Below are 22,986 nucleotides of genomic sequence, written 5' to 3'. Positions count from 1 at the left end.
GAATCAGCAGGCCGCTCGCCAGGCGCGGATCTGTTCCAGCGTGGCGGTGGCGCCGCCGCAGACGATTACCAGCACATTGCCGTAGGCCGCCACGGCCTCGGGGCGTTCGAGCAGGGCCAGCGCGGCGCCGCAGGCCGGTTCCACCAGCAGGCGATGATCACGCAGCAGGCGCTCGCAGGCATCGAGGGCTTCGCGGTCACTGACCAGGTGGCTGCGCACCGGGTGCTGGCGGGTGCAGGCCAGCGCCTGCTCGGCGACCCGCTTGGCGCCCAGCGAAGTGGCCACCGAGGCGATGCGCGGCAGTTCCACGGTGTGCCCGGCGGCGATGGCGGCGTGCAGCGACGCCGCGCCATCGGTCTCCACCGCCAGCACCGGTACATCCTGCCAGCCGTTGCGCTGCAAGCCTTCAACCACGCCGCGGAGCAGGCCGCCGCCGCCGACCGAAAGCACCACCGCGTCAGGCTTGACGCCGGCGGCGGCGACCTCGTCGATCATGCTGGCGTGGCCGGTCCACAGCAGCGGATCGTCGAACGGGTGGATGAAGGCGTCGTCCGCGCCGACCAGGGTCTGGGCGTGCTCATTGGCTTCCTGCCAGGAACTGCCGCGCACGATCACGCGGGCGTCTTCCAGACGCAGCAGTTCCCTGGCCCGTTCGGTAGTGGTCTCGGGCACCACCACGGTGACCGGTACACCGAGCTTGCGGCCGGCATAGGCCACCGCCAGGCCGGCATTGCCGCCGGACGACGAGACGAAATGCCGGGCACCCCGGGCATGGTGGACCTCGCAGGCATGGCCGACGCCGCGCAGCTTGAACGAACCGCACGGTTGCAGGGCTTCGAGCTTGAGCCACACCGGGCGGTCGGCGCTCAGGGACAATGGGCGGGATTCGATCAGCGGGGTAGGAATGTGCAGCGGCATGATGGGCTCCGGGGTTCAGTCGCGGGCAGCCGTGGCGGGCTCGCCGCGCAGCTGCTCCAGGTAGTTGTAGACGGTGTAGCGGGTCACGCCGAGGGCTTCGGCGGCTTTCTCCACGCCACCCTTGACGATGAACAGGCCGCGCTCCTGCATGAGGCGCACGGCCTCGACCTTGGCCTGTTTGTTCATCCGCCCCTGGCCGCTGCGTTGCAGCGCATCCTGGATGATCCCGGCCATCAGCGCGGTCATGTCGGCCGCCTCGTCGGCCGGCGCCGGTGTCGCGCCCAGTGGCTGGAAGTGCTGGAGAAAGGCCATGGCGGCCTCCAGGCCGGTGACGTCGGTGTTCACGCACAGGCTGGCGAAGGGCAGGCCGTCGCGGTCGCGGAAGATCGCCGTGGCGCTGCGCAGGCTGCGGCCCTTGAGGGTGGTGGGATAGTCGGGCAGCACCACCGGCGCGCAGCCCTGCTGGTCGGCCGAAGCCTGCATCAACGCCTTGAAGCCCTGGTCCTGCTCGGGGGCGGCGAGAATCGGGCTGCCGACCCGGCGACCGGAAAGATGGCCGTTGACGATCGCCACCACCGAGTGCTCCGGGTGTTCGAGGTCGTGCAGGAGGATCTCGACGTTGCGTGGGACGACACTGCCCAAGGCCTGCAGGGTGGCCTGGAGAACAGTCAGGGTGAGCTGGCGTTCTTGCTGGGTGGTGGGAGAGGGCATGGGAAGGGGCCTGATTCAATAATGTGTTGAATTTTACACAAAAAGTTGAATCTGGTGAGTGCAGTTGTTTGGCCCACATGAAAACGGGGCCAACCCGCTCCTGCGGGCTGCAGGAGCAAGTTGGCCCCGTTGTCAGGCGAATCAGCCCAGCTTTGGCGTACGCGGCGGGATCATGCGGCGCGAGCCGGTCGACTCGAAGGCAGCAGCGAATTTCAACAGATTGTTGTCACTGTACGCCTTGCCGGCGAAGGTCAGCCCCACCGGCATGCCGATATCGGCCATCACGCCCATCGGCACGGTCACGGTCGGTACGCCCAGGTGACGGATCGCCAGGTTGCCGTTGGCCACCCAGATGCCGTTGCTCCAGGCGATGTCCGCCGACTCCGGGTTCACATCGGCGTCCGCCGGGCCGACGTCGGCCACGGTGGGGAACAGCACCGCGTCCAGGCCCTGGGCGTCCATCCAGTCTTCCAGGTCGAGCTTGCGGGTGGCTTCCAGGCCGCGCAGGCCATCGGGCACGGTGGCGATCTGGTCCCAGGTCTTCAGGCCGCGCTTGGCCATGTTGACGTATTCGTCCATGCCGGCGGCCAGGTCGTCCTCACGGTTGGGCAGGGTGCCCGGGTCGTGGGGGAAGATCTGCGGGCCGTCGACATCGGCCAGGCGGTTGAGCTTGGGATCGTCGTTGGCGCGCAGGAAATCGTCGAAGGCCCAGCCGGACAGTTCCCACAGTTCGTCATGGAGGAACTCCTTGCTGACGATGCCGCGGGTGAACACGGTCGGCGCGCCCGGGCGATCGCCCTCGCAGTTGGACACCAGCGGGAAGTCGGTCTCGACCACTTCGGCGCCGGCCGCTTCCAGGGCCTGGCGCGCCTGCTGCCACAGTTCGATCACGCTGGCGCGGGTGTTGATGCGCTGTCCGGTCGGGCCGCCGATGCCGGGTTTTTCCGAGGTGCCTGCGTCGGGGTCGGCGTTGATGTACATGCGTGGCACGGCGAAGCGCTTGCCTTTGAGCGACTCGGCGCCTACGGCCAGGTCCAGGTACGAGCGGGGGCGCACGCTCGAGGCGGTCGGAATCGGCACCCATGGCTGCAGGCGCCACAGGTCGCCGCGGGTGTCGCTGTCGTCGGCCACCACCACGTCGAGGATTTCCAGCAGGTCGGCCATGGTCCTGGCATAGGGCACGACCACGTCCATGGTCGGTGTCAGCGGCCAGTTGCCGCGCACCGAGATCACCCCGCGTGACGGGGTGTAGGCGCACAGACCGTTGTTCGAGGCCGGGCCACGGCCACTGGACCAGGTTTCCTCGGCCAGGCCGAAGGCGCTGTAGCTGGCGGCGGTGGCGGTGCCGGCGCCGTTGGACGAGCCGGAGGCGAAGGGCGCGGTCAGGTAGGCGGCGTTGTACGGGCTTTCGGCGCGGCCATAGACGCCGCGCTGCATGCCGCCGTTGGCCATCGGCGGCATGTTGGTCTTGCCCAGGCAGATGGCGCCGCCGGCGCGCAGGCGCTCGACGGTGAAGGCATCGCGCTGGGCGACCAGGTCCTTGAACGCCGGGCTGCCGGAGGCGGCGGTCAGGCCCTTGACCAGGTAGCTGTCCTTGGCGGTGTAGGGAATGCCGTCCAGTGGGCCGAGGGTCTCGCCGCGGGCACGGCGGGCGTCGGAGGCTTCGGCCTCCTTGAGCGCGTCAGGGTTGCGCACGACCACGGCATTGAGTGCGGTGGCGGTGTCCTTGCCATCGTAGGCGTCGATGCGCGCCAGGTAGGCCTTGACCAACTCGACGGCGGTCGTGCGGCCGGACTCGAGCGCGTCGCGCAGCTCGGCAATGGAAACCTCGGTTACCTCGATCATGCTGTCACCACAGTTGTGCAGGTGGAAAAATCATGGCGGCGAGTGTAGCAAGAAGGTCCTGCTGGGCGCAGGCATGCAGCGGGGAAATGGTTGGTTGCAGCCAGGCAATCGAACGGCGGGGCGGTGTGCGCGGTTGCCTATGCCCCTCGAGGCATAGACAACACGGATGAGGTGCTCGCGTCGCGGTGTGTGGGGTAGCAGGATCACTCCAGGTCGCTGGCCGCGTGGCGCTCCGCCACTTGGCTGGCTTCCTCGCCCCAGGTGCGGTTGACGCGGGTGCCGCGCTGCACCGCCGGGCGTTGGGCGATGGCTTCGGCCCAACGCTGCACGTTCGGGTACTCGTGCACCGCGAGGAACTCGGCCGCGCCGTACAGGTTGCCGCGCACCAGTTGGCCGTACCAGGGCCACACGGCGATGTCGGCGATGCTGTAGGCGTCGCCGCCCAGGTAGGCGCTTTCGCCCAGGCGACGGTCGAGCACATCGAGCTGGCGCTTGGCTTCCATGGTGAAGCGGTTGATGGCGTACTCGAACTTTTCCGGCGCGTAGACGTAGAAGTGGCCGAAACCGCCGCCCAGGTAAGGCGCCGAGCCCATCTGCCAGAACAGCCAGTTGAGGCTTTCGGTGCGCGCGGCCAGGTCCTTGGGCAGGAAGGCGCCGAACTTTTCCGCCAGGTACAGCAGGATCGAACCGGACTCGAACACCCGCACCGGCGGTTCGACGCTGCGGTCGAGCAGGGCGGGGATCTTCGAGTTGGGATTGACCTGCACGAAGCCGCTGCCGAACTGGTCGCCCTCGCCGATGCGGATCAGCCAGGCGTCGTATTCGGCATCGCTGTGGCCGAGGGCCAGCAGTTCTTCCAGGAGAATGGTGACCTTGACCCCGTTGGGCGTGGCCAGGGAGTACAGCTGCAGCGGGTGCTTGCCGGTGGGCAGCGGCTTGTCGTGGGTGGGGCCGGCCACCGGACGGTTGATGCTGGCGAACTGGCCGCCGGAGGGCGCCTCGAAGGTCCAGACCTTGGGCGGAACGTAGGGCTTGCTCATGGGGAATCTCCAGGGTGGCGCAATGCGGGTTGACTGCTTCTATGCCATGGATTCGCCAATGGTCACAAGCGCGACATGCGCTTTGTAGGAGGTCGCCCAGCCCTTTCGCGACGCAAGGCCGCTCCTACGCGGACCGTGCAGGGGCTGCGGCCTGGGCCTCGGGTTTGTTCGCAGGCTTGAGCCGCGACACGCCGAACAGCACCAGCACCAGCCCGGCCACTTGGTACAGCGAAACCGCCTCGCTGAGGATCAGCCACGAGGCCAGCATGGTCAGCACCGGCCCCAGGTTGCCCACCGCGGCCGTGTGCGTAGGCCCCATGCGCTGGATCGCCAGGGCCACCCAGTAGATCGGCAGCACCGTGGAGAACAACGCCATCAGCGCCGCGTTGAGCCACACCGCGCTGGGCAGTTGCAGCAACGGCGCGACATCCGCCACCAGCAGGTAATGGGCCAGCACCATCAGCGACGAGGCGCTGCCGCACAGGCCGGCCAGGCGCATCGAGTTCATGCGCTTGAGCATCATCCCGGTGCCGGAATAGTACAGGGCATAGGTCACCGCGCTGGCGAACACCCACAGCGAGCCGACCAGCACCTGGTTGCCAGTGCCCGCGCTGGCGATGTCATGCACGAAGGCGATGCCCAGCCCCAGGTAGCACAGGCCCATGGCCGCCAGCGTGCGCAGGGTGGGGCGTTCGCGTTGGACGACGGCCTGGATCACCAGCACCAGGGTCGGGTAGGTGAACAGGATCAGGCGCTCCAGGCCGGCGCTGATGAACTGCAACCCATAGAAGTCGAACAGGCTGGCCAGGTAGTAGCCGAACAGGCCAAGCAGGGCAACCCGCAGGCCATCGCCGGCGCTCAGCGGCGCACCGCCCTGGCCACGACTGGCCCACACCAGCCAGGCGAACAGCGGCAGCGACAAGGCCATGCGCAGCGCCAGCAGGCTGATGGCGTCCACCGGGCCTGCGGCATAGGCGAGCTTGACGAAGATGGCCTTGAAGCTGAAACCCAGGGCCGCGAGGACGGCATACAGGCTGCCGTTGGCGAGGGCGCGGTGGAGCGGGGCGGGCAGGCGGGTCATGACAGGTCCGTGACGGCTAGGGGGCGTGGCTTATTCTGCGCAGAACGCAGGCAGGCTAGAATCGCTTTTTCTCGAACATGGCGTTCTGATTTGGAGAAGCCCTGATGCACTTCGACCTCGCGGACCTGCGCCTGCTCGCGGCCATTGCCGCGACCGGCAGCCTGAGCAAGGCGGCGGCGACCTTCCCGGTGGCGGTATCGGCCGCCAGCACCCGGCTGCGCCTGTTCGAGGCGCGCTGTGGCTTGACCCTGTTCCTGCGCAAGGCCGACGGCATGCAGCTGACGCCTGCCGGGCGCCTGGTGCTGGAGTCGGCGCGCGGCGTGTTGGGCGAGGCGCAGAAGCTGCACGACACCCTCGACGAACATGCCGGCCAGCGGCGCATCACCCTGCACCTGGCGGCCTCCACGGTGACCAACAGCACCTTGCTGCCGGCGGTGCTCGGGCCGTTCCTGGCCGACTACCCGGAGGTGGACCTGCAACTGGTCGAGCACAAGAGCATCGATGTGCTGCGCGTGGTGCTGGCCGGGGAGTGCGAGATCGGCGTGTACGACGGCAACCTGGTCAATGACGGCCTGGTGTCGCTGCCGTTTCGCACCGAACGCCTGGTGTTGCTGGTGCCGGTCGATCACCCGTTGGCCGGGCGCGGCCAGCTGCGACTGGCGGATGCGCTGGGGTTTGCTTTCGTCTGCCTGCCGGCCGAGCGCGCCATGCAGCGTTTCGTCGAGGAGCTGGCGATGAACCTGGCCATGCCGCTGAAGGTACGGGTGCGTGCCCCCAGCTTCGAAGCCATCGCCCAGCTGGTGGCCCAGCACGCCGGCATCGCCCTGATGCCCGAGACCGCCGCGGTGCGCGCCGAGCAGGAACTGGCGGTGCGCCGGGTGGCTCTGGAGGAGCGCTGGGCGACCCTGGAACTGCGCATTTGCTTGCGTGGTTGGGAGACGCTGAGCTCCCATGGGCGGCAACTGGTGAGCTTTCTTTCCGAGCAATAACGCGAGCGAATGGGTTGCTCGTCAGAATGCCATCATTTGGATATCAAATGTGCCTGTGCAAAAGCCTTCGAACGCATACAATCAGCGCTCTGAACGGTAATTCACAGGCCACACCCACCCATGGCGTTCGACGCTTGCACCCTGCTGACCCTCTCCATCGCCCTGGCCGCAGTCGCCGCCTTGTACCTGGCGGTGGAGTGGATCAGCGTACGTGAGACTTCCTTGCTGTGCTGGAGCGCCAGCTTCGCCACCATCAGCGTCGGCTCCTCGCTTGCATTGCTGCGCGGCAGCGGCTATCTGTTCATCGGCATCTGGTTCGCCAATGGCATGCTGGTCGCCGCCCACTGGTTGTTTTTGCTGGGTGTTTCGCGCTTCACCGAGACGCGCCTGTCGCGGGCCTGCTACCTGGCGCCGCTGCTTTGGGCGAGCCTGCTGCTGCTGCCGCAATGGCCGCTGTGGTCGAAGACTTTCCTGGTGCTCAACTCGCTGCTGGTCGCCGGCTTTACCCTGTACGCCAGCGCGTTGCTGCGCCCGCACGGCAAGTCCCTCAGCGTGGGGGCGGTCCAGTTGCGCTACATCCTGCTGCTGCACGGCCTGTTCTACCTGGCCAAGACCTTGCCGGCGCTGCTGCCAGGGACACTGATCGACCTCACGGCGTTCCGTGGGCAGATCATCCAGGCGTCGCTGCTGGAGGGCGCCATGGCGATCATGCTGATCGCCCTGTCGATGACCGGCACCGTGCGCTACCGCCGCGAAGAGCGCATCGAGCGCCTGGCCGCGCGTGATCCGTTGACCGCGCTGTACAACCGTCGCGCCCTGGAGGTACGGGCGGCGAACCTGCTCAAGGAGGTCTCGGCGCAACGTCCGGGCGCCTTGCTGCTGATCGACATCGACCACTTCAAGTTGGTCAACGACCTGCACGGGCACGCCGCCGGCGACCGCCTGCTGGTGGCCTTGAGCGAGATGATCCGGGCATTGCTCCCAGAGCGGTCGATCGCAGCGCGCCTGGGGGGCGACGAGTTCGTCATCCTGCTGGGCGATGCCTCGCGCCAGGCCATCGAGCAGTTGGCCGATGCCTTGCGTCGGCAGTTCCAGGCCACGGCCGAACAGGCGTTCCGCACCCCGGAGGCGGTGACCCTGAGCATCGGCGCCAACCTGTTCGACCGGCCACCGGCCAGCCTGGCGGCCCTGATCGAGCAGGGCGATGTGCTGCTGTACGCCTCCAAGCGCGGCGGGCGCAACAGCCTGCAGCTGGTGGACGGGCTGCGCGGCTGAGCTACTTGTTGTTGATGCATTGCGACTGCACCGAGTAGCGCACGGTGCGCAGGGTGCCCTGGCTGTCCTCGAAGGTCATCAGCCGAGGCACCACCTCGCAGGTGCGCGGGTCGCCCGACTGGCGCACGAGGCGGGCGACGTCGAGCTTCATGCCATAGCGATAGTCGACGATCTCCGGCATCGGCTTGGCGCGTTGCGCCGCGTAGGCCGCCACGGCCTGCTGGTGGTCCTCAATCAACTGCTCGCTGTCTTGCCTGGAAAAACCCGTGGCCTGGGCCGAAAGGGAAAGCGCCAGCAGGGCGGCGATCAGGGTCGGTCGTAGCATGTGCGTGTCTCCGAAAGGTTCGTTTCGCAGTCCACGCTAGCGACGGGCAGCCGACAGCGGCATGACGCCCGGGTTACAGATATGAAAGGTGGCCGTGGATGCCGATCCCGCGGCCGTGAATGACACGATTGTAATCCTCCCATCACCTTCCCGTTATCCGCCGGCGGCGAGCATCAGGCTTGGCCAACGGGGCTGGGCGCGCATGCACCTGGCCAGACCAGGGACGCTCCAGCGCCAAGGCCCGAGAACAAGAACAGCCGCAATCGAAGGAGCAACGGATGACAAGCAATCCAACACTTTCCCTGGCCGCCCTGCTGGCCCTGGCCGGCTTTGGCCCGGTGGCCTCGGCCGCGCAAGCGCAGCAGGCAGGGTTCATCGAGGGCAGCCGGCTGAGCGTGCTCAACCGCAATTACTACTTCAATCGTGACCATCGCGACGGTTACGCCCCTACCTACAACCCTGGCAAGGCCAGTGACAACGGTTACTCCGAAGCCTGGGCCCACGCCATCATCACTCGCTTCGAATCCGGCTTCACCCAGGGCACGGTGGGCGTCGGCGTGGATGCCTTCGCCATGCTCGGTCTCAAGCTCGACACCGGTGGCGGGCGCAACGGCGGGCGCAGCTCGTTCGACGTGCTGCCGGTGGACCGTGATGGCCAGGCCCGCGACGAATACAGCAAGGTCGGCGGCGCGGCCAAGGTGCGCCTGTTCGACACCGTGCTGCGGGTGGGCGATGTGTTCCCGGTCAACCCGGTGGTGGCGGCCGGTGACTCACGGCTGCTGCCGGAAAGCTTTCGCGGGGTGACCCTGGAGAACACCAGCCTGCAAGGCCTGACGCTGCAGGCCGGGCGCCTGCACGCCATGAGCCAGCCGGTGTCCAGCGACCTGCGCGAGAACTTCGTGACCTTCTACGGCGGCCCGGTGGATTCGCCGTGGATCGCCTATGGCGGTGGCGACTACGCGATCAATGAAAACGTCAGCGTGAGCCTGTTCGGCAGCCGCCTGAAGGATGTGTGGAACCAGTACTACGCCGGCACCAGCGTGACCTGGCCGTTGTCGGACGAACTGGCGCTGATCGGCGGGTTCAATTTCTACAACGCCAAGGACGAAGGGCGTCAGCGCCTGGGGCAGTTCGACAACGACATCTGGAGCGCCAAGCTTGGCGTGCGCTACGGCGCTCACACCCTCGCGCTCACCCACCAGCGCAACAACGGCGACGACGATTTCGACTACCTGCGCCAGTCCGACTCGATCTTCCTCGACAACTCCATCCAGTACAGCGACTTCAACTCGCCGAAGGAGCGCTCGTGGATGCTGCGCTACGACCTGAACATGGCCGCCTACGGCGTGCCGGGGTTGTCGTTCATGACCCGCTACGGCCGGGGCAGCGACGCCGACTACAGCAACGCCAACGCCTACTACATGCGCCGCGACGACAACGGCGATCCGCTTACCGACCAGAAGCGCTGGGAGCGTGACATCGAGGTCAAGTACGTGGTGCAGACCGGCGCGGCCAAGGACCTGTCGCTGCGCGTGCGCCAGGCCACCACCCGGGCCACGGCCTTTGAGTCGGACCTGGACGAGGTGCGGGTGATCGTCGAGTACCCGCTGTCGATTCTCTGATCAACCCCCTATTCACCTTGAGAAGCCCCTGTGCTCCTTTGGTTACAGGTGAATGTATTGACGCCTCGAACGAGGCGTCTTTTTTTTGCCGCGGGCTTAAACCGAAAGTCTTGGGGCGTTGGCCTCAATGACCGAACGCTTTCAGGCTGCCTTTGCGACTGGCTTCATAAGCCTCCCGCTCCATTGGCCGTGCCTGCGGGTTGCCCAGGTCTTCCATGGTCAGGCGATGGGTCTCCGGCGCCAGGTAGGCGGCGAATGCGCATACGCAGGTGACCAGGAACGCCAGGCCGCCGACCACCAGCCAGATATGCTCCGAGCCCGGAGGCGCCACGGCGGCGAACAGCGCCGGCAGCATGGCGGTGATCATGGTGCCGATGTTCTGCGCGATGGCCATGGCCGAGACGCGGTAGCGGGTGTGGAACAGCTCCGGGTAGAAGCTTGGGAACACCGCGTTGTAGCCCTGGTAGACCATGCCCCACATGAGGATCGAGGCGGCGAAGGCCAGCGGCACATTCTGGATGCTGATCGCGTACAGGTAGACGAAGGCCAGCAGGCCCGAGCCCAGGCAGCCGGCGATCATGGTCGGGCGGCGGCCGATGCGGTCGGACAGGTTGCCGACGAAGGGGATCACCAGCACCGCGACGATATTGCCCACCACCGGGATCCACAGGTACACGCTCTTGTCGAAACCGATGCCGTAGGCCGGCTGCACCGCGTAGGCCGCGCCGAAGATGGTGGCAACCACCGGAATCACGTTCATCAGCGCCATGAACATCACCAGCACCATGTGCTTCCAGCTGTGGCGGAAGGCTTCGCCGATCGGCGACTTGGCGACCTTGTCCTGTTTCTCCTCCTGGACGAAGGCCGGGGTCTCGTGCACCTCCTTGCGGATGATGAAGCCGGCAATCAGCACCACTGCGCTCATCAGGAACGGGATGCGCCAGCCCCACTCGTTGAAGGCCTCGCTGGGCATGAAGTAGGCCAGCGGCAGGAACACCGCCGCCGCCATCACCTGGCCGGCCTGCACGCCTTGCAGGGTGTAGCTGGCGTAGTAGCCGCGGCGGCCGAACGGCGCGTGCTCCATGATCATCGAGCTGGCCCCGGAGATCTCGCCGGCCACGGCGAAGCCCTGGACCAGGCGCAGCAGCACCAGCAGCGCCGGGGCCAGCAGGCCGATGTCGTGGTAGGTGGGCAGCAGGCCCACGGCCATGGTCGACAGGCCCATCAGGAACATGCACAGCAGCAGCACGTTCTTGCGTCCGCGGGTGTCGCCCCAGTGGCCGAGCACGCAGGCGCCGATCGGGCGCGCCAGGTAACCCACGCCGTAGGTGGCCAGCGAGGCGATGATGGCCATCTTCGGGTCGCTGGAGGGGAAGAAGATCTGCGGGAAGATCAGCGCCGCGGCCTGGGCGTAGATAAAGAAATCGTAGTACTCGAGGGCAGAGCCGATCCATCCGCTGGCGGTGGCTTTCTTGGCTTGGGAGCTTGAGCGGGCCATGTTGTCTCCGTTGTTCTTGTCAGGGGGCCGTATGGTCAGCGCGCGCAGGGCACGGCAACGGGGCTGTAGGGAGAAGACGAACGCGGCGGCGTGGATCGCAGGGCGAGCAAGGTGTGCATAGGTCGGTACCCGTTTTCTTGAACTTATTATGTGGTGACGTTGGGCGTTGCAGCGCAGGGCCCGCCGAACGACCGGCGTGGCAGCGAGAAGGGCCGGCGGGCCTGCGACTGGTGTTCATGGTTGTTCACGGGGGTGGGTGAATCAATTCGCCGGAACGGGTTTTGTTCGGTAATCGAACAAAAACTAACTGTTTCGTACAAAGTTCATTGCCGGGGCGACTTTACCTGCGAATAATCGATCGTGCCAGGGCCTGACCAGCCGCCTCTCTCAATAACAAGGAACACCCGCCATGCACCGTTCGATCGCCACCGTTTCCTTGAGCGGCACTTTGCCGGAAAAACTTGAAGCCATCGCCGCCGCAGGGTTCGACGGCGTCGAGATCTTCGAGAACGACCTGCTGTACTACGCCGGCAGCCCCCGCGAGATCCGCCAGCTGTGCACGGACCTGGGGTTGGAGATCACCTTGTTCCAGCCGTTTCGCGACTTCGAGGGCTGTCCTCGTGACCGTCTGCACAAGAACCTCGACCGCGCCGAGCGCAAGTTCGACCTGATGCAGGAGCTGGGCACCGACCTGGTGCTGGTGTGCAGCAACGTCCAGCCTGACGCGCTGGGCGACGAACAACTGCTGGTGGACGACCTGGGCCTGCTCGCCGAGCATGCCGGTGCCCGCGGCCTGCGCATCGGCTACGAGGCCCTGGCCTGGGGCCGCCACGTCAACACCTGGCAGCAGGTATGGAACCTGGTGCGCCAGGCGGACCACCCGGCGCTGGGGGTGATCCTCGACAGCTTCCATACCCTGTCGATCAAGGGCGATCCCAGCGGCATTCGCGATATCCCCGGCGAGAAGATCTTCTTCGTGCAAATGGCCGACGCGCCGATCCTGGCAATGGACGTGCTGGAGTGGAGCCGGCATTTCCGTTGCTTCCCGGGACAGGGCGAGATGGACCTGGCGGGTTTTCTCGCGCCGATCCTGGCCACCGGCTACCGCGGTCCGCTGTCGCTGGAGGTCTTCAACGACGGTTTCCGCGCGGCACCGACCCGGCAGAACGCCGCCGACGGCTTGCGCTCGCTGCTGTACCTCGAAGAAAAGACCCGCGTTGAGCTGGAGCGTGAGGCACGCGCCGTCGAGCCCGGCGTGCTGTTCGCGCCGCCTGGCGCAAGCCGTTACGACGGCGTGGAGTTCATCGAGTTTGCCGTCGACGAGGCGGTCGGCGCGCGCCTGGGTGGGTGGCTCAAACGCCTGGGCTTCGCCGAGGCCGGCGAACATCGCAGCAAGGCGGTGCGCCTGCTGCGCCAGGGCGATATCAACATCGTGCTCAACGCCGAACCTTACTCGTTCGCCCACAACTTTTTCGAGGCCCATGGTCCGTCGTTGTGCGCCACGGCGCTGCGGGTGAATGACGGCCAGGCCGCGCTGCGGCGCGCCACCGCCTACCGTGGCCAGCCGTTCCGTGGCCTGGTCGGCCCCAACGAGCGCGAGATCCCGGCGGTGCGCGCGCCCGACGGCAGCCTGCTGTACCTGGTGGAACCGGACGCCGACGGCCCGAGCCTTTACGACATCGATTTCCACCTGGATCAGAACGCCCGGGCCAGCGGCGGGCTCAAGCGCATCGACCACATGGCCCTGGCGCTGCCGGCCGAGGCGCTGGACAGCTGGGTGCTGTTCTACAAGAGCGTGTTCGATTTCACCGCCGACGACGAGGTGGTACTGCCTGACCCCTATGGCCTGGTCAAGAGCCGTGCCCTGCGCAGTCACTGCGCCAGCCTGCGGCTGCCGTTGAACATCTCGGAGAACCGCAACACCGCCATCGCCCATGCCCTGGACAGCTATCGCGGCTCGGGCGTGCACCATGTCGCCTTTGACTGCGAGGACATCTTCGCTGAGGTGGCCCGGGCCAAGGAGGCCGGCGTGCCGTTGCTGGAGATCCCGCTGAACTACTACGACGACCTGGCGGCGCGCTTCGAGTTCGATGACGAGTTCCTCAGCGAGCTGGCGTACTACAACGTGCTGTACGACCGCGATGCCCAGGGCGGCGAGCTGTTCCATGTGTACACCGAGCCGTTCGAAGGGCGCTTTTTCTTCGAGGTCCTGCAGCGCAAGGGCGGTTACGCCGGCTATGGCGCGGCCAACGTCGCGGTGCGCCTGGCGGCGATGGCCAAAGCGCGCAGCGGTGCGGCGCGCACGGCGGTGTTGTAAATCAGGGTCCCATCGCGGGGCAAGCCGCTCACAACACCACGCTTCCCTGCACCGCCCGGCTCACGGATAATCGTCCGGATTCCTATAACGAGCCTGTGAGTCGGTATGAGTGATTCGGTAGCAAAGCCTGAAGTCGAAGGGCTGCGCAGATCGCGCAAGAACAACCCGGAAAAGACCCGCGAGAACATTCTCCAGGCCGCCATCACCGAGTTTGTCCAGCAGGGCCTGGCCGGTGCCCGGGTCGACGCCATCGCCGAGCGTACCGCCACCTCCAAGCGCATGATCTACTACTACTTCGGCAGCAAGGAGCAGCTCTACGTCGAATGCCTGGTCAAGCTCTACGGCGACATCCGCAAGACCGAGCACAGCCTGGACCTCGACTCGCTGTCGCCTGAACAGGCGATTCAGCGCCTGGTGGAATTCACCTTCGACCACCACGCCGACAACGTCGACTTCGTGCGCATCGTCTGCACCGAGAACATCCACTATGGCGAGTACGTCAAGCAGTCGCCGGTGATCCGCGAGATGAGCAGCATGGTGCTCGACGCACTGGGCAAGATTCTCGCCCGTGGCGTGGAGCAGGGCGTGTTCCGCCCGGGGATCGAGGTGATCGACCTGCACATGCTGATGAGCTCGTTCTGCTTCTATCGGGTGTCGAACCGCCACACCTTCGGCGACATCTTCCAGATCGACCTGGCCGACGAGCAGGTCAAGCAGCGTCAAAAGCAGGTGATCTGCGAGGCGGTGATGCGCTACATCAAGGCCTGAGCACGCTCAACCGGCGAACACCACCCCGGTGCGCGCCGCGGCGTTGCGGATGTGCTCCTGCATTGCCCGTTGCGCGCCGGCCTGGGAGCGGCGGGCGAGGGCGCGGAGGATCTTGCGGTGCTCCTGCCAGGTTTCCATGGCCCGCTCGGGGCGGATGAACGGCAGTTTCTGGCTTTCCAGGAAAATGTCCTGGCTGGCGGTGATCACCTGCAGCATCGCGCGGTTGCCGCTGGCCTGCAGCAGTTGCTGGTGGAAGGCGAAGTCCAGGCGTGCGGCGGCCTCGAAGCGCCCGGCGCGCAACTCCACGGCCATTGCCTCGACGTTGGCCTGCAACGCGTCCAGGTCATCGGCGGTCAACGCCAGGGCCGCCTGGCCGGCGGCGAAGCCTTCCAGGGCGTAACGCAGCTGGAAGGTGTCGGCGGCCGAGACCTGTTCGGCATAGGGCCAGGCGAAGCTGCCTGGCGATGGCTGGCCGGTGGCCGGAGCCAGGACGAACACCCCCTTGCCCGGTTGCACGCTGACCAGTCCCAGGGCGCTGAGCGACGACAAGGCCTCGCGCAGCGACGCCCGGCTCACGCCCAGGCGTTCGGCCAGGTCGCGCTGCGAAGGCAGGGCGTCGCCAGGCTGGTAGCCGTCCTGCTCGATCAGTTGGCGGATGGCCTGCAGGGCGATTTCCGGGACGGGGCGCGTGGCGGTGGCGAGCATGCTGTTCAGACCGGTCTGAGGGCGATGGCCTCCCTTTTACGGGCAATCGGCACGGCGTGGCAAGCCTTGCCTCGTCCTGGCGCAGGCCCTGCGGCCGTTGCGCGAAAGCGGGGCACGGGATGCTTCGAGGTCGCAACTGTTCAGACCAGTAAGACCTGATCGGCGCCTTGCGCCACGCCGCTCGCAGGTGTTTTGCCCAAGACTGGCATGGCCCGTGCACTGGCACCGCAGCCCCTTTCCGGACTCCTGCGAGGCCTTTCGATGAAGACGTTCCGCTCCCTGTTCCTGGCCACCCTGTTCTGCGCCACCCCTCTGGCAATGCCCCTGGCCCAGGCCGACGCGCTGGCTGACATCACCGCCCGCGGCGTGCTCAAGGTGGCCGTGCCCCAGGACTTCCCGCCGTTCGGTTCGGTCGGCCCGGACCTCAAGCCTCGCGGCCTGGACATCGACACCGCGCAACTGCTGGCCGACAAGCTTGGCGTCAAGCTGGCCCTGACCCCGGTCAACAGCACCAACCGCATCCCGTTCCTCACCACCGGCAAGGTCGACCTGGTGATCTCGAGCCTGGGCAAGAACCCTGAGCGCGCCGCGGTGATCGACTTCTCGCGCCCCTATGCGCCGTTCTACCTGGCGGTGTTCGGCCCGGCCGAGGCACCGGTCGACGCGATCGAAGCCCTGGCCGGCAAGACCATCAGCGTCACCCGCGGCGCCATCGAGGACATGGAACTGAGCGCCGTGGCGCCCAAGGGCGCGATCATCAAGCGTTTCGAGGACAACAACTCGACCATCGCCGCCTACCTGTCCGGGCAGGTCGAGCTGATCGCCAGCGGCAGCGTGGTGATGGCCGCCATCGCCGCAAAGAACCCGGCCAAGGTGCCGGTGCTCAAGGTCAAGCTCAAGGACTCGCCGGTCTACGTGGGCCTGGCCAAGAACGAGCCGGCGCTGTTGCAGAAGGTCAATGCCACCCTCGACGCCGCCAGGACCGACGGCAGCCTGAACCGCAACGCCGAGAAGTGGCTCAAGCAGCCGCTGCCGGCCGATCTCTGAGCGCTTGAGCGATGGCCTATCAATTCGACTTCGCCCCGGTGCTGGCGCAGGGCGACCTGTTGCTGCGGGGCATGCTGTTCACCCTGGAGCTGACCCTGGTCGGCACCGTGCTCGGGGTCGCCATCGGCGTGCTCGGCGCGGTGAGCCGGGCCTGGCGCCTGCGGCCGTTCGACGCGCTGTTCGGGCTGTACGTGGAGCTGATCCGCAACACGCCGTTCATCGTCCAGCTGTTCTTCATCTTCTTCGGCCTGCCGGCGCTGGGCGTGCGCCTGAGCGAATGGCAGGCAGCGGTGCTGGCGATGGTGATCAACCTGGGCGCCTACTCGACCGAGATCATCCGCGCCGGTATCCAGGCGATCCCCAAGGGCCAGCTCGAAGCCGCGGCCGCGCTGGCCCTGAGCCGTTTCGAGGCGTTTCGCCACGTGGTGTTGCAACCGGCCCTGGCCAAGGTGTGGCCGGCGCTGACGAGCCAGATCGTGATCGTCATGCTCGGCTCGGCGGTGTGTTCGCAGATCGCCACCGAAGAGCTGTCGTTCGCCGCCAATTTCATCCAGTCGCGCAATTTCCGCGCCTTCGAGACCTACCTGTTGACCACGCTGCTGTACCTGCTGATGGCCATCGTCGTGCGCCAGTTGCTGGCCTGGATCGGCCAGCGCCTGCTGATGGGGAGACGCTGAATGGACTTCACCTTGTGGGATATCGTGCGCAACCTCATGACCGGGTTGCAGTGGACTTTGCTGCTGTCGTTGGTGGCGTTCGCTTGCGGCAGCGTCGGTGGGCTGTTGCTGCTGGTGGCGCGGATCAGTGACCGGCCACTGCTGCGCGGCGCCGCCCGTGCGTTCATCGAGCTGTTCCAGGGCACGCCGCTGTTGATGCAGCTGTTCATGGTGTTCTTCGGCATCGCCTTGTTCGGCATCGACGTGTCGGCGTGGATGGCCGCGGCCATCGCCCTGACCTTGTTCACCAGCGCCTTTCTCGCCGAGATCTGGCGCGGCTGCGTGGAGGCGATCCCGCGGGGCCAGTGGGAGGCCTCCGCCAGCCTGGCCATGGGCCGCCTGGAGCAGTTGCGCCATGTGGTCCTGCCCCAGGCGTTGCGCATCGCCATAGCCCCCACCGTGGGCTTCTCGGTGCAGGTGGTCAAGGGCACGGCGGTCACCTCGATCATCGGTTTCACCGAGCTGACCAAGACCGGCGGCATGCTGGCCAACGCCACTTTCGAGCCATTCCTGATCTACGGCCTGGTGGCCGTGGGCTACTTCATCCTCTGCTACCCGCTCTCGCTGAGCGCCCGTTACCTGGAAAGGAGGCTGCATGCCCCTGCTTAGAGTGTCCGCGCTGCACAAGTACTACGGCGACAACCACGTGCTCAAGGGGGTCGACCTGAGCATCGAGGAGGGTGAGGTGGTGGCCATCATCGGCCGCAGCGGATCGGGCAAGAGCACCTTCCTGCGCACCCTCAATGGCCTGGAGTCGATCAGCGACGGGGTGATCGAGGTGGATGGCGAATACCTCGATGCTGGCCGTGCCGACCTGCGCGCGCTGCGCCAGAAGGTCGGCATGGTGTTCCAGCAGTTCAACCTGTTCCCGCACCTGACCGTGGGCGAGAACGTGATGCTCGCGCCCCAGGTGGTGAAGAAGACCGGCAGGGCCGAGGCACGCCAGTTGGCCGAGCGGATGCTCGAGCGGGTAGGGCTGGGCGACAAGATCGACGCCTACCCCGACCGCCTTTCCGGTGGGCAGCAGCAGCGGGTGGCCATCGCCCGGGCGCTGGCCATGTCACCCAAGGTGCTGCTGTGCGACGAGATCACCTCGGCACTGGACCCGGAACTGGTCAACGAGGTGCTGGGCGTGGTGCGCCAGCTGGCGAAGGAGGGCATGACCTTGGTCATGGTCACCCACGAGATGCGCTTCGCCCGCGAGGTGGGCGACAAGCTGGTGTTCATGCACCAGGGCAAGGTGCACGAGACCGGCCACCCGCGCGACGTGTTTGCCGCGCCGCGCACGGCGGAATTGGCCAACTTCATCGGTGCGGTGGCGGGGGCCTGAGGGCTGCATCGCTTCGTCGCGCGGCAGCCCGGATTGCGCACGCGCGGGCTTGCTAGAAGCTGGCGAAGTGTGCCTGCATGCGCTCGGCATCGGCCGGGCGCCCGCTGAACAGCTCGAACGCCTTGACCGCCTGGAACACTGCCATGGTGCCACCGTCCAGGGTGCGGCAGCCCAGGGCCCGGGCATGGCGCAGCAGCTCGGTCTCCAAGGGGAAGTAGATGATCTCCGCCACCCACAGCCGTGGGTGCAGCAGCGCGGGAGGCAAGGGGGTGCCGGGCAGCTTGGCCATGCCCACGGGTGTGGTGTTGACCAGGCCATCGGCGTCGGCCACCGCGCTGGCCAAGTCCTCGCCGAGCACGGCGCGACCGACGCCGAAACGCTGGGTGAGATTGTCCACCAGTGCCCGGGCGCGGGCCTGGTCGACCTCGAACAGCTGCAAGCGCTCGACGCCTTCGGCCAACAGCGCATGGGCCACCGCCGCGCCCGCGCCGCCCGCGCCCAGCTGTACCACCTGACGGAGCGCGACGCCGGGCAGGCCGCGCCGCAAGCCTTCGGCGAAGCCCAGGCAGTCGGTATTGTGGCCAACCCGCCGGCCCTCGCGCAGCACCACGGTGTTCACCGCGCCAATGCCACGCGCTTCGTCCGACAGCGCGTCGAGCAGCGGCAGGATCGCCTGCTTGAACGGGAAGGTGATATTGAGCCCGGTGAACCCGGTGCGCTCGGCGGCATCGAGCAGGGCGGGCAGGGCGCTGTCGTCCAGGCCCAGCTGGTCGGCGTCGATCAGCCGGTACAGGTAGCGCAGCGCCTGGGCGTCGCCTTCACGCTCGTGCAGCGCCGGTGTGCGCGAGGCCTGGATGCCACGGCCAATGAGGCCGGCAAGGATGCCTGTGCCGCTCATGCCGCGTGCTCGCGCAGGTGTTCGCCGAAGTAGCCCAGGGCCATGCGGTAGCCCTGGCTGCCGAGGCCGCAGATCACCCCCACGGCGATGCTGGAGACGAACGACAGGTGACGGAACGGCTCGCGCTTGTGCACGTTGGACAGGTGCACCTCGATCACCGGAAGCTCGCTGGCCACCAGGGCGTCGCGGATGGCCACCGAGGTGTGGGTCCAGGCGGCAGGGTTGATCAGGATGCCGTGGCAACGGCCACGGGCGGCATGGATCCAGTCGAGTAGCTCGCCTTCGTGGTTGGTCTGGCGAAACTCCAGTTCCAGGCCCAGTTCAGCGGCGCTGGCGGCGCAGAGCCGGGCCAGGTCGGCAAGGGTTTCATGTCCGTACTGGGCGGGTTCGCGGGTGCCCAGCAGATTGAGGTTGGGGCCGTTGAGCACGAGGATTCGGGGTGTCATGACGGGGTATCACTTTGTTGTTTTTGGATGTCTCGATAATTGTACTACCTGGTTAGTATCGTCAAATCATCATCGATTGAAAGCGGGCGATTATCGGACCTGGCCCGCGACAGATCCGCCAAAGGCATTAAAAACACCGCGGCCATGCCCGAGCAATCCAGTCGGCTAAGCTTGATCGCGCAGGTGCACGCAATGACCAACAAGGGAGCGCACATGAACATCAGCAAAACGCCCAGGTGGGCAGTCGCGACACTGGTCCTGGCCCTGGGCCTCCACGCCCACGCCGCCGACAGCAAGCGGGTCGATGTGCTGCTGGTGGGCGGCGGCATCATGAGTTCCACGCTGGCGGTCTGGCTCAACGAGCTGGAGCCGGGCTGGTCGATGGAGATGGTCGAGCGCCTGGACAAGGTCGCCGAGGAAAGCTCCAACGGCTGGAACAACGCCGGCACCGGCCACTCGGCGCTGGCCGAGCTCAACTACACGCCGGAGAAGGACGGCAAGATCGACATCAGCAAGGCGGTGGAGATCAACGAGTCGTTCCAGGTCACCCGTCAGTTCCTCGCCTGGCAGGTCAAGCAGGGTGTGCTGAAGAACCCGCGCTCATTCATCAACACCACGCCGCACATGAGCTTCGTCTGGGGGGACGACAACATCCGCTTCCTCAAGAAACGCTACGAAGCGCTGCAGGCCAGCCCGCTGTTCAAGCCCATGCAGTACTCCGAGGACCACGCGCAGATCGCCAAGTGGGTGCCGCTGATGATGGAGGGGCGCGACCCCAACCAGAAGCTCGCCGTCACCTGGACGCCCATCGGCACCGACGTCAACTTCGGCGAGATCACCCGCCAGTACGTGGGCTACCTGCAGACCCGGCCCAACTTCGACCTCAAGCTGTCCAGCGAAGTGGAGAACATCACCCGCAACGACGACGGCAGCTGGCACGTCGAGTACAAGAACCTAAAGGACGGCAGCACCTCGGCCACCGATGCCAAGTTCCTGTTCATCGGCGCCGGCGGCGCGGCGCTGCCGCTGCTGCAGAAGTCCGGCATCGACGAGGCCAAGGACTATGCCGGCTTCCCGGTGGGCGGCTCGTTCCTGGTCACCGACAACCCTGCCATCGCCCAGCGCCACATGGCCAAGGCCTACGGCATCGCCGCCACCGGCGCGCCGCCGATGTCGGTGCCGCACCTGGACACCCGGGTGCTCGATGGCAAGCGCATGATCCTGTTCGGGCCGTTCGCTACCTTCTCCACCAAGTTCCTCAAGGAAGGTTCGCTGCTTGATCTGTTCGCCAGCATGTCGCTGCACAACACCTGGCCGATGGTGCGGGTCGGGGTGCGCGAGTTCGACCTGGTGCAGTACCTGATCGGCCAGCTGATGCAGTCCGACGATGACCGTTTCGCTGCGCTGCAGACCTACTTCCCCGAGGCCAAGAAGGCAGACTGGCGCCTGTGGCAGGCCGGCCAGCGGGTGCAGATCATCAAGAAAGACCAGAACCACGGCGGAGTGCTGAAGCTGGGCACCGAAGTGGTGACGTCCAAGGATGGCAGCATTGCCGGGCTGCTCGGCGCCTCGCCGGGCGCCTCGACCGCGCCGCCGATCATGCTCGACCTGCTGAGCAAGGTGTTCAAGGACAAGGTGGCCACGCCCGAGTGGCAGGCGAAGATCAAGCAGATCATCCCGTCCTACGGCATCCGCCTGAACGAGCACCCGGACAAGGTCCAGCAAGCGTGGGCCTACACCAGCGAGGTTCTGCAACTGGCGACGCCCAGCGAGGTCGCCGCGCCCTGAAGACCCGCCCATGACCAGCCGGCCACTGTGAAGTGGCCGGCACTGGCGCAATGTTTTTTTCTCCCCCGGCCAAGCTCCCGAGTACCTGAGCTGCCATCCTCCGGTTCGATCCCTCCCGTACTGCCTGCCCCGGCTCCTGGCCAGCCTGCCGCAGGCCCGGAAACCGCCCGCCGACACCCGAGCTTTTCCCTGCCGAACTCCCGATGTTTTTTCCTTTGCCTGTCACCACAAGCTGCGAATGTTGCCTTCGTGGCCCAGCCGCCAACCCCTCTGGATCAGGGGATGCGGCCTGTGGCCACAGCAATGCGCGACCCACTCAACGTACGAACACGACGATAGGAGATTGCTTCATGTTTAAGCGTACTGTGATCGCCGCCTCCCTGGTGGCTGCTACCCTGGCTTCGGCCCAATCCATGGCTGCTGTTGTCGGTGGCGGCGCCACCCTGCCGGAAAACCTCTACAACGGCACCTCGACCCTGCCACGCCTGCTGCCGGCCGACTTCAGCTACACCGGCGTGGGCAGCGGCGGTGGCAAGACGGCGTTCCTGACCAACGCACCGGCCTCGATCAACCAGCCGGCCGGCACCAACGTCGACTTCGCCGGCAGCGATTCGGTGCTGAGCGCCTCGGAGCTGTCGACCTACAACAGCACCAAGGCCGCCACCTGGGGCAAACTGGTACAGATCCCGTCCGTGGGCACTTCTGTCGCCATCCCTTACAAGAAGTCGGGCGTGACCAACCTGCAACTGACCGGCGCCCAGCTGTGCGCCGTGTTCTCCGGCACCACCACCACCTGGGGCCAGCTGCTGGGCAGCGCCGACACCACCCCGATCAAGGTGATCTACCGTTCCGGTAGCAGCGGCACCACCGAGTTGCTGTCGCGCTTCCTGGCTGACTCCTGCCCATCGTCCTTCGTGGTCAGCAGCACCTTCACCACCGCCAACGTCGGCAGCGAGCCGGCCACCTGGCAAGCCGTTGCCGGCAGCGCCGATGTGGTCAACGCGGTCAACGCCACCGATGGCACCATCGGCTACGTCAGCCCTGACTATGTCGCCACCGGCAACAACGCCGTGGTCGCCCGTGTCAGCAAGAACGCCATGGCCGCCGGCACCGCGCCGCTGCCGACCGCCGCCAACGCCCGTACCGCCCTGGGCACCGCCGTCGCCCCTAGCTCCGCGGCCGATCGCGCCGACCCAAGCAAGTGGGTGCCGATCTTCAACGCCGGTGGCATCGTTCCGACCTCGGGCTATCCGATCGTCGGCTACACCAACCTGCTGGTCGGCCAGTGCTACCAGACCGCGGCTGACGCCACCGCCGTGCGCAGCTTCCTGAACGACCTGTACTCCGGCACCAAGGCCGCCACCATCGCCCAGCACTCCTTCGTCAGCCTGCCGGCCGCCTACGCCGCCGAGATCAAGAAGGTGTTCCTGGACAACGGCTACAACGAAGGCACCGACATCGCCAACGCTTCGGTCTGCAACGGCATCGGCCGACTGTAAGCGCACGCGAAAGCCCAAGCCCGCAACGGGCGGACAACCGACGGTGGCCGGTACGGCACCGTCGGTTTTCGCGTGTGCGCGTAACCCAGGCAGATGAACTTTGCATGACAAAACTTCGGTCCGGGCCCGGGCCGACTGCCTTATGGCAAAGCGGCATCACGGCCGCAC

General features: G+C 66.5%; 21 protein-coding genes. 11 read left to right on the top strand and 10 right to left on the bottom strand.

The annotated features are described in order from the left end of the window. Nucleotides 1–3: 3 nt before the first annotated feature. From AC25ND_RS25255 to AC25ND_RS25235, 5 genes are all read right to left on the bottom strand, one after another. The gene (locus AC25ND_RS25255) at nucleotides 4–918 is read right to left on the bottom strand and encodes a pyridoxal-phosphate dependent enzyme (protein WP_186597494.1); all 915 of its coding nucleotides are present in this window, start codon (nucleotides 916–918) and stop codon (nucleotides 4–6) included. Between the two features lie 15 nt (nucleotides 919–933). Further along, nucleotides 934–1,629: a helix-turn-helix transcriptional regulator gene (locus tag AC25ND_RS25250; RefSeq protein WP_062363432.1), complete on the bottom strand. Its 696-nt coding sequence runs from the start codon at nucleotides 1,627–1,629 to the stop codon at nucleotides 934–936. Between the two features lie 141 nt (nucleotides 1,630–1,770). Beyond that, the gene (locus AC25ND_RS25245; RefSeq protein ID WP_186597496.1) at nucleotides 1,771–3,474 is read right to left on the bottom strand and encodes an amidase; all 1,704 of its coding nucleotides are present in this window, start codon (nucleotides 3,472–3,474) and stop codon (nucleotides 1,771–1,773) included. A gap of 203 nt (nucleotides 3,475–3,677) precedes the next feature. After that, the gene (gene yghU, locus AC25ND_RS25240) at nucleotides 3,678–4,514 is read right to left on the bottom strand and encodes a glutathione-dependent disulfide-bond oxidoreductase (protein WP_062363434.1); all 837 of its coding nucleotides are present in this window, start codon (nucleotides 4,512–4,514) and stop codon (nucleotides 3,678–3,680) included. 124 nt (nucleotides 4,515–4,638) lie between these two features. Further along, nucleotides 4,639–5,595: a DMT family transporter gene (locus AC25ND_RS25235; protein ID WP_186597499.1), complete on the bottom strand. Its 957-nt coding sequence runs from the start codon at nucleotides 5,593–5,595 to the stop codon at nucleotides 4,639–4,641. Between the two features lie 104 nt (nucleotides 5,596–5,699). Between AC25ND_RS25235 and AC25ND_RS25230 the strand changes: the two genes are divergently transcribed. Both AC25ND_RS25230 and AC25ND_RS25225 read left to right on the top strand, forming a co-directional pair. Continuing rightward, on the top strand, nucleotides 5,700–6,584 hold the full coding sequence (locus AC25ND_RS25230; protein WP_486976643.1) for a LysR substrate-binding domain-containing protein: 885 nt from the start codon (nucleotides 5,700–5,702) through the stop codon (nucleotides 6,582–6,584). Between the two features lie 120 nt (nucleotides 6,585–6,704). Next, nucleotides 6,705–7,859 (top strand): GGDEF domain-containing protein, encoded by a 1,155-nt coding sequence (locus AC25ND_RS25225; RefSeq protein WP_486976642.1) that lies wholly within the window; start codon nucleotides 6,705–6,707, stop codon nucleotides 7,857–7,859. Nucleotide 7,860: 1 nt separating this feature from the next. On the opposite strand, the gene AC25ND_RS25220 is transcribed toward AC25ND_RS25225, so the two are convergent. After that, entirely contained in the window at nucleotides 7,861–8,184 is a 324-nt protein-coding gene (locus AC25ND_RS25220) for a DUF2790 domain-containing protein (protein WP_028688740.1), read from the bottom strand. Nucleotides 8,185–8,462: 278 nt separating this feature from the next. On the opposite strand from AC25ND_RS25220, the gene AC25ND_RS25215 reads away from it, so the two are divergent. After that, nucleotides 8,463–9,806, top strand: coding sequence for an OprD family porin (locus AC25ND_RS25215; RefSeq protein WP_182325232.1), 1,344 nt, complete (start codon nucleotides 8,463–8,465; stop codon nucleotides 9,804–9,806). A gap of 124 nt (nucleotides 9,807–9,930) precedes the next feature. Here AC25ND_RS25215 and AC25ND_RS25210 read toward each other — a convergent pair whose 3' ends face one another. Continuing rightward, nucleotides 9,931–11,304, bottom strand: coding sequence for an MFS transporter (locus AC25ND_RS25210; RefSeq protein ID WP_186597503.1), 1,374 nt, complete (start codon nucleotides 11,302–11,304; stop codon nucleotides 9,931–9,933). A gap of 409 nt (nucleotides 11,305–11,713) precedes the next feature. Between AC25ND_RS25210 and quiC the strand changes: the two genes are divergently transcribed. After that, nucleotides 11,714–13,621 (top strand): 3-dehydroshikimate dehydratase QuiC, encoded by a 1,908-nt coding sequence (gene quiC / locus AC25ND_RS25205; protein ID WP_486976641.1) that lies wholly within the window; start codon nucleotides 11,714–11,716, stop codon nucleotides 13,619–13,621. A 105-nt stretch (nucleotides 13,622–13,726) separates the two neighbouring features. Next, nucleotides 13,727–14,389 carry a TetR/AcrR family transcriptional regulator gene (locus AC25ND_RS25200; RefSeq protein WP_028688744.1) on the top strand — a complete coding sequence of 221 codons (663 nt, stop codon included), beginning with the start codon at nucleotides 13,727–13,729 and terminating at the stop codon, nucleotides 14,387–14,389. 6 nt (nucleotides 14,390–14,395) lie between these two features. On the opposite strand, the gene AC25ND_RS25195 is transcribed toward AC25ND_RS25200, so the two are convergent. Then, the gene (locus tag AC25ND_RS25195) at nucleotides 14,396–15,094 is read right to left on the bottom strand and encodes a FadR/GntR family transcriptional regulator (protein WP_028688745.1); all 699 of its coding nucleotides are present in this window, start codon (nucleotides 15,092–15,094) and stop codon (nucleotides 14,396–14,398) included. 261 nt (nucleotides 15,095–15,355) lie between these two features. Here AC25ND_RS25195 and AC25ND_RS25190 point away from each other — a divergent pair, with 261 nt between their 5' ends. The 4 genes from AC25ND_RS25190 to AC25ND_RS25175 are packed head-to-tail and all read left to right on the top strand — an operon-like array spanning nucleotide 15,356 to nucleotide 18,187. Then, nucleotides 15,356–16,141, top strand: a complete 786-nt coding sequence (locus AC25ND_RS25190; protein ID WP_028688746.1) for a transporter substrate-binding domain-containing protein — start codon at nucleotides 15,356–15,358, stop codon at nucleotides 16,139–16,141. A gap of 11 nt (nucleotides 16,142–16,152) precedes the next feature. Then, nucleotides 16,153–16,818, top strand: coding sequence for an amino acid ABC transporter permease (locus tag AC25ND_RS25185; protein ID WP_486976640.1), 666 nt, complete (start codon nucleotides 16,153–16,155; stop codon nucleotides 16,816–16,818). After that, complete coding sequence (locus AC25ND_RS25180) at nucleotides 16,819–17,466, top strand: amino acid ABC transporter permease (RefSeq protein WP_028688748.1); 648 nt, start codon at nucleotides 16,819–16,821, stop codon at nucleotides 17,464–17,466. Then, nucleotides 17,453–18,187 carry an amino acid ABC transporter ATP-binding protein gene (locus tag AC25ND_RS25175; protein ID WP_028688749.1) on the top strand — a complete coding sequence of 245 codons (735 nt, stop codon included), beginning with the start codon at nucleotides 17,453–17,455 and terminating at the stop codon, nucleotides 18,185–18,187. The genes AC25ND_RS25180 and AC25ND_RS25175 overlap by 14 nt, the downstream gene beginning before the upstream one ends. A 52-nt stretch (nucleotides 18,188–18,239) precedes the next feature. On the opposite strand, the gene AC25ND_RS25170 is transcribed toward AC25ND_RS25175, so the two are convergent. Beyond that, nucleotides 18,240–19,085, bottom strand: a complete 846-nt coding sequence (locus AC25ND_RS25170) for a shikimate dehydrogenase (RefSeq protein WP_062363455.1) — start codon at nucleotides 19,083–19,085, stop codon at nucleotides 18,240–18,242. After that, entirely contained in the window at nucleotides 19,082–19,531 is a 450-nt protein-coding gene (aroQ, locus tag AC25ND_RS25165) for a type II 3-dehydroquinate dehydratase (protein WP_028688751.1), read from the bottom strand. Before aroQ ends, AC25ND_RS25170 begins: the two co-directional genes overlap by 4 nt. A 213-nt stretch (nucleotides 19,532–19,744) precedes the next feature. Here aroQ and mqo point away from each other — a divergent pair, with 213 nt between their 5' ends. Then, on the top strand, nucleotides 19,745–21,319 hold the full coding sequence (mqo, locus tag AC25ND_RS25160) for a malate dehydrogenase (quinone) (protein WP_486976639.1): 1,575 nt from the start codon (nucleotides 19,745–19,747) through the stop codon (nucleotides 21,317–21,319). Between the two features lie 350 nt (nucleotides 21,320–21,669). Continuing rightward, complete coding sequence (locus tag AC25ND_RS25155; RefSeq protein ID WP_062363458.1) at nucleotides 21,670–22,818, top strand: substrate-binding domain-containing protein; 1,149 nt, start codon at nucleotides 21,670–21,672, stop codon at nucleotides 22,816–22,818. Nucleotides 22,819–22,986: the final 168 nt, after the last annotated feature.

Source organism: Pseudomonas sp. P110(2024), from assembly GCF_057480795.1.
The sequence above is the reverse complement of the archived record's forward strand: the minus strand, read 5'-3'. Positions and strand labels throughout refer to the sequence as shown.

Bases quoted from the DNA above. Each gene is read 5' to 3' on its own strand.
- AC25ND_RS25255 (WP_186597494.1), bottom strand. From the start codon at position 918: ATGCCGCTGCACATTCCTACCCCGCTGATCGAATCCCGCCCATTGTCC.
- AC25ND_RS25250 (WP_062363432.1), bottom strand. From the start codon at position 1,629: ATGCCCTCTCCCACCACCCAGCAAGAACGCCAGCTCACCCTGACTGTT.
- AC25ND_RS25245 (WP_186597496.1), bottom strand. From the start codon at position 3,474: ATGATCGAGGTAACCGAGGTTTCCATTGCCGAGCTGCGCGACGCGCTC.
- yghU (WP_062363434.1), bottom strand. From the start codon at position 4,514: ATGAGCAAGCCCTACGTTCCGCCCAAGGTCTGGACCTTCGAGGCGCCC.
- AC25ND_RS25235 (WP_186597499.1), bottom strand. From the start codon at position 5,595: ATGACCCGCCTGCCCGCCCCGCTCCACCGCGCCCTCGCCAACGGCAGC.
- AC25ND_RS25230 (WP_486976643.1), top strand. From the start codon at position 5,700: ATGCACTTCGACCTCGCGGACCTGCGCCTGCTCGCGGCCATTGCCGCG.
- AC25ND_RS25225 (WP_486976642.1), top strand. From the start codon at position 6,705: ATGGCGTTCGACGCTTGCACCCTGCTGACCCTCTCCATCGCCCTGGCC.
- AC25ND_RS25220 (WP_028688740.1), bottom strand. From the start codon at position 8,184: ATGCTACGACCGACCCTGATCGCCGCCCTGCTGGCGCTTTCCCTTTCG.
- AC25ND_RS25215 (WP_182325232.1), top strand. From the start codon at position 8,463: ATGACAAGCAATCCAACACTTTCCCTGGCCGCCCTGCTGGCCCTGGCC.
- AC25ND_RS25210 (WP_186597503.1), bottom strand. From the start codon at position 11,304: ATGGCCCGCTCAAGCTCCCAAGCCAAGAAAGCCACCGCCAGCGGATGG.
- quiC (WP_486976641.1), top strand. From the start codon at position 11,714: ATGCACCGTTCGATCGCCACCGTTTCCTTGAGCGGCACTTTGCCGGAA.
- AC25ND_RS25200 (WP_028688744.1), top strand. From the start codon at position 13,727: ATGAGTGATTCGGTAGCAAAGCCTGAAGTCGAAGGGCTGCGCAGATCG.
- AC25ND_RS25195 (WP_028688745.1), bottom strand. From the start codon at position 15,094: ATGCTCGCCACCGCCACGCGCCCCGTCCCGGAAATCGCCCTGCAGGCC.
- AC25ND_RS25190 (WP_028688746.1), top strand. From the start codon at position 15,356: ATGAAGACGTTCCGCTCCCTGTTCCTGGCCACCCTGTTCTGCGCCACC.
- AC25ND_RS25185 (WP_486976640.1), top strand. From the start codon at position 16,153: ATGGCCTATCAATTCGACTTCGCCCCGGTGCTGGCGCAGGGCGACCTG.
- AC25ND_RS25180 (WP_028688748.1), top strand. From the start codon at position 16,819: ATGGACTTCACCTTGTGGGATATCGTGCGCAACCTCATGACCGGGTTG.
- AC25ND_RS25175 (WP_028688749.1), top strand. From the start codon at position 17,453: ATGCCCCTGCTTAGAGTGTCCGCGCTGCACAAGTACTACGGCGACAAC.
- AC25ND_RS25170 (WP_062363455.1), bottom strand. From the start codon at position 19,085: ATGAGCGGCACAGGCATCCTTGCCGGCCTCATTGGCCGTGGCATCCAG.
- aroQ (WP_028688751.1), bottom strand. From the start codon at position 19,531: ATGACACCCCGAATCCTCGTGCTCAACGGCCCCAACCTCAATCTGCTG.
- mqo (WP_486976639.1), top strand. From the start codon at position 19,745: ATGAACATCAGCAAAACGCCCAGGTGGGCAGTCGCGACACTGGTCCTG.
- AC25ND_RS25155 (WP_062363458.1), top strand. From the start codon at position 21,670: ATGTTTAAGCGTACTGTGATCGCCGCCTCCCTGGTGGCTGCTACCCTG.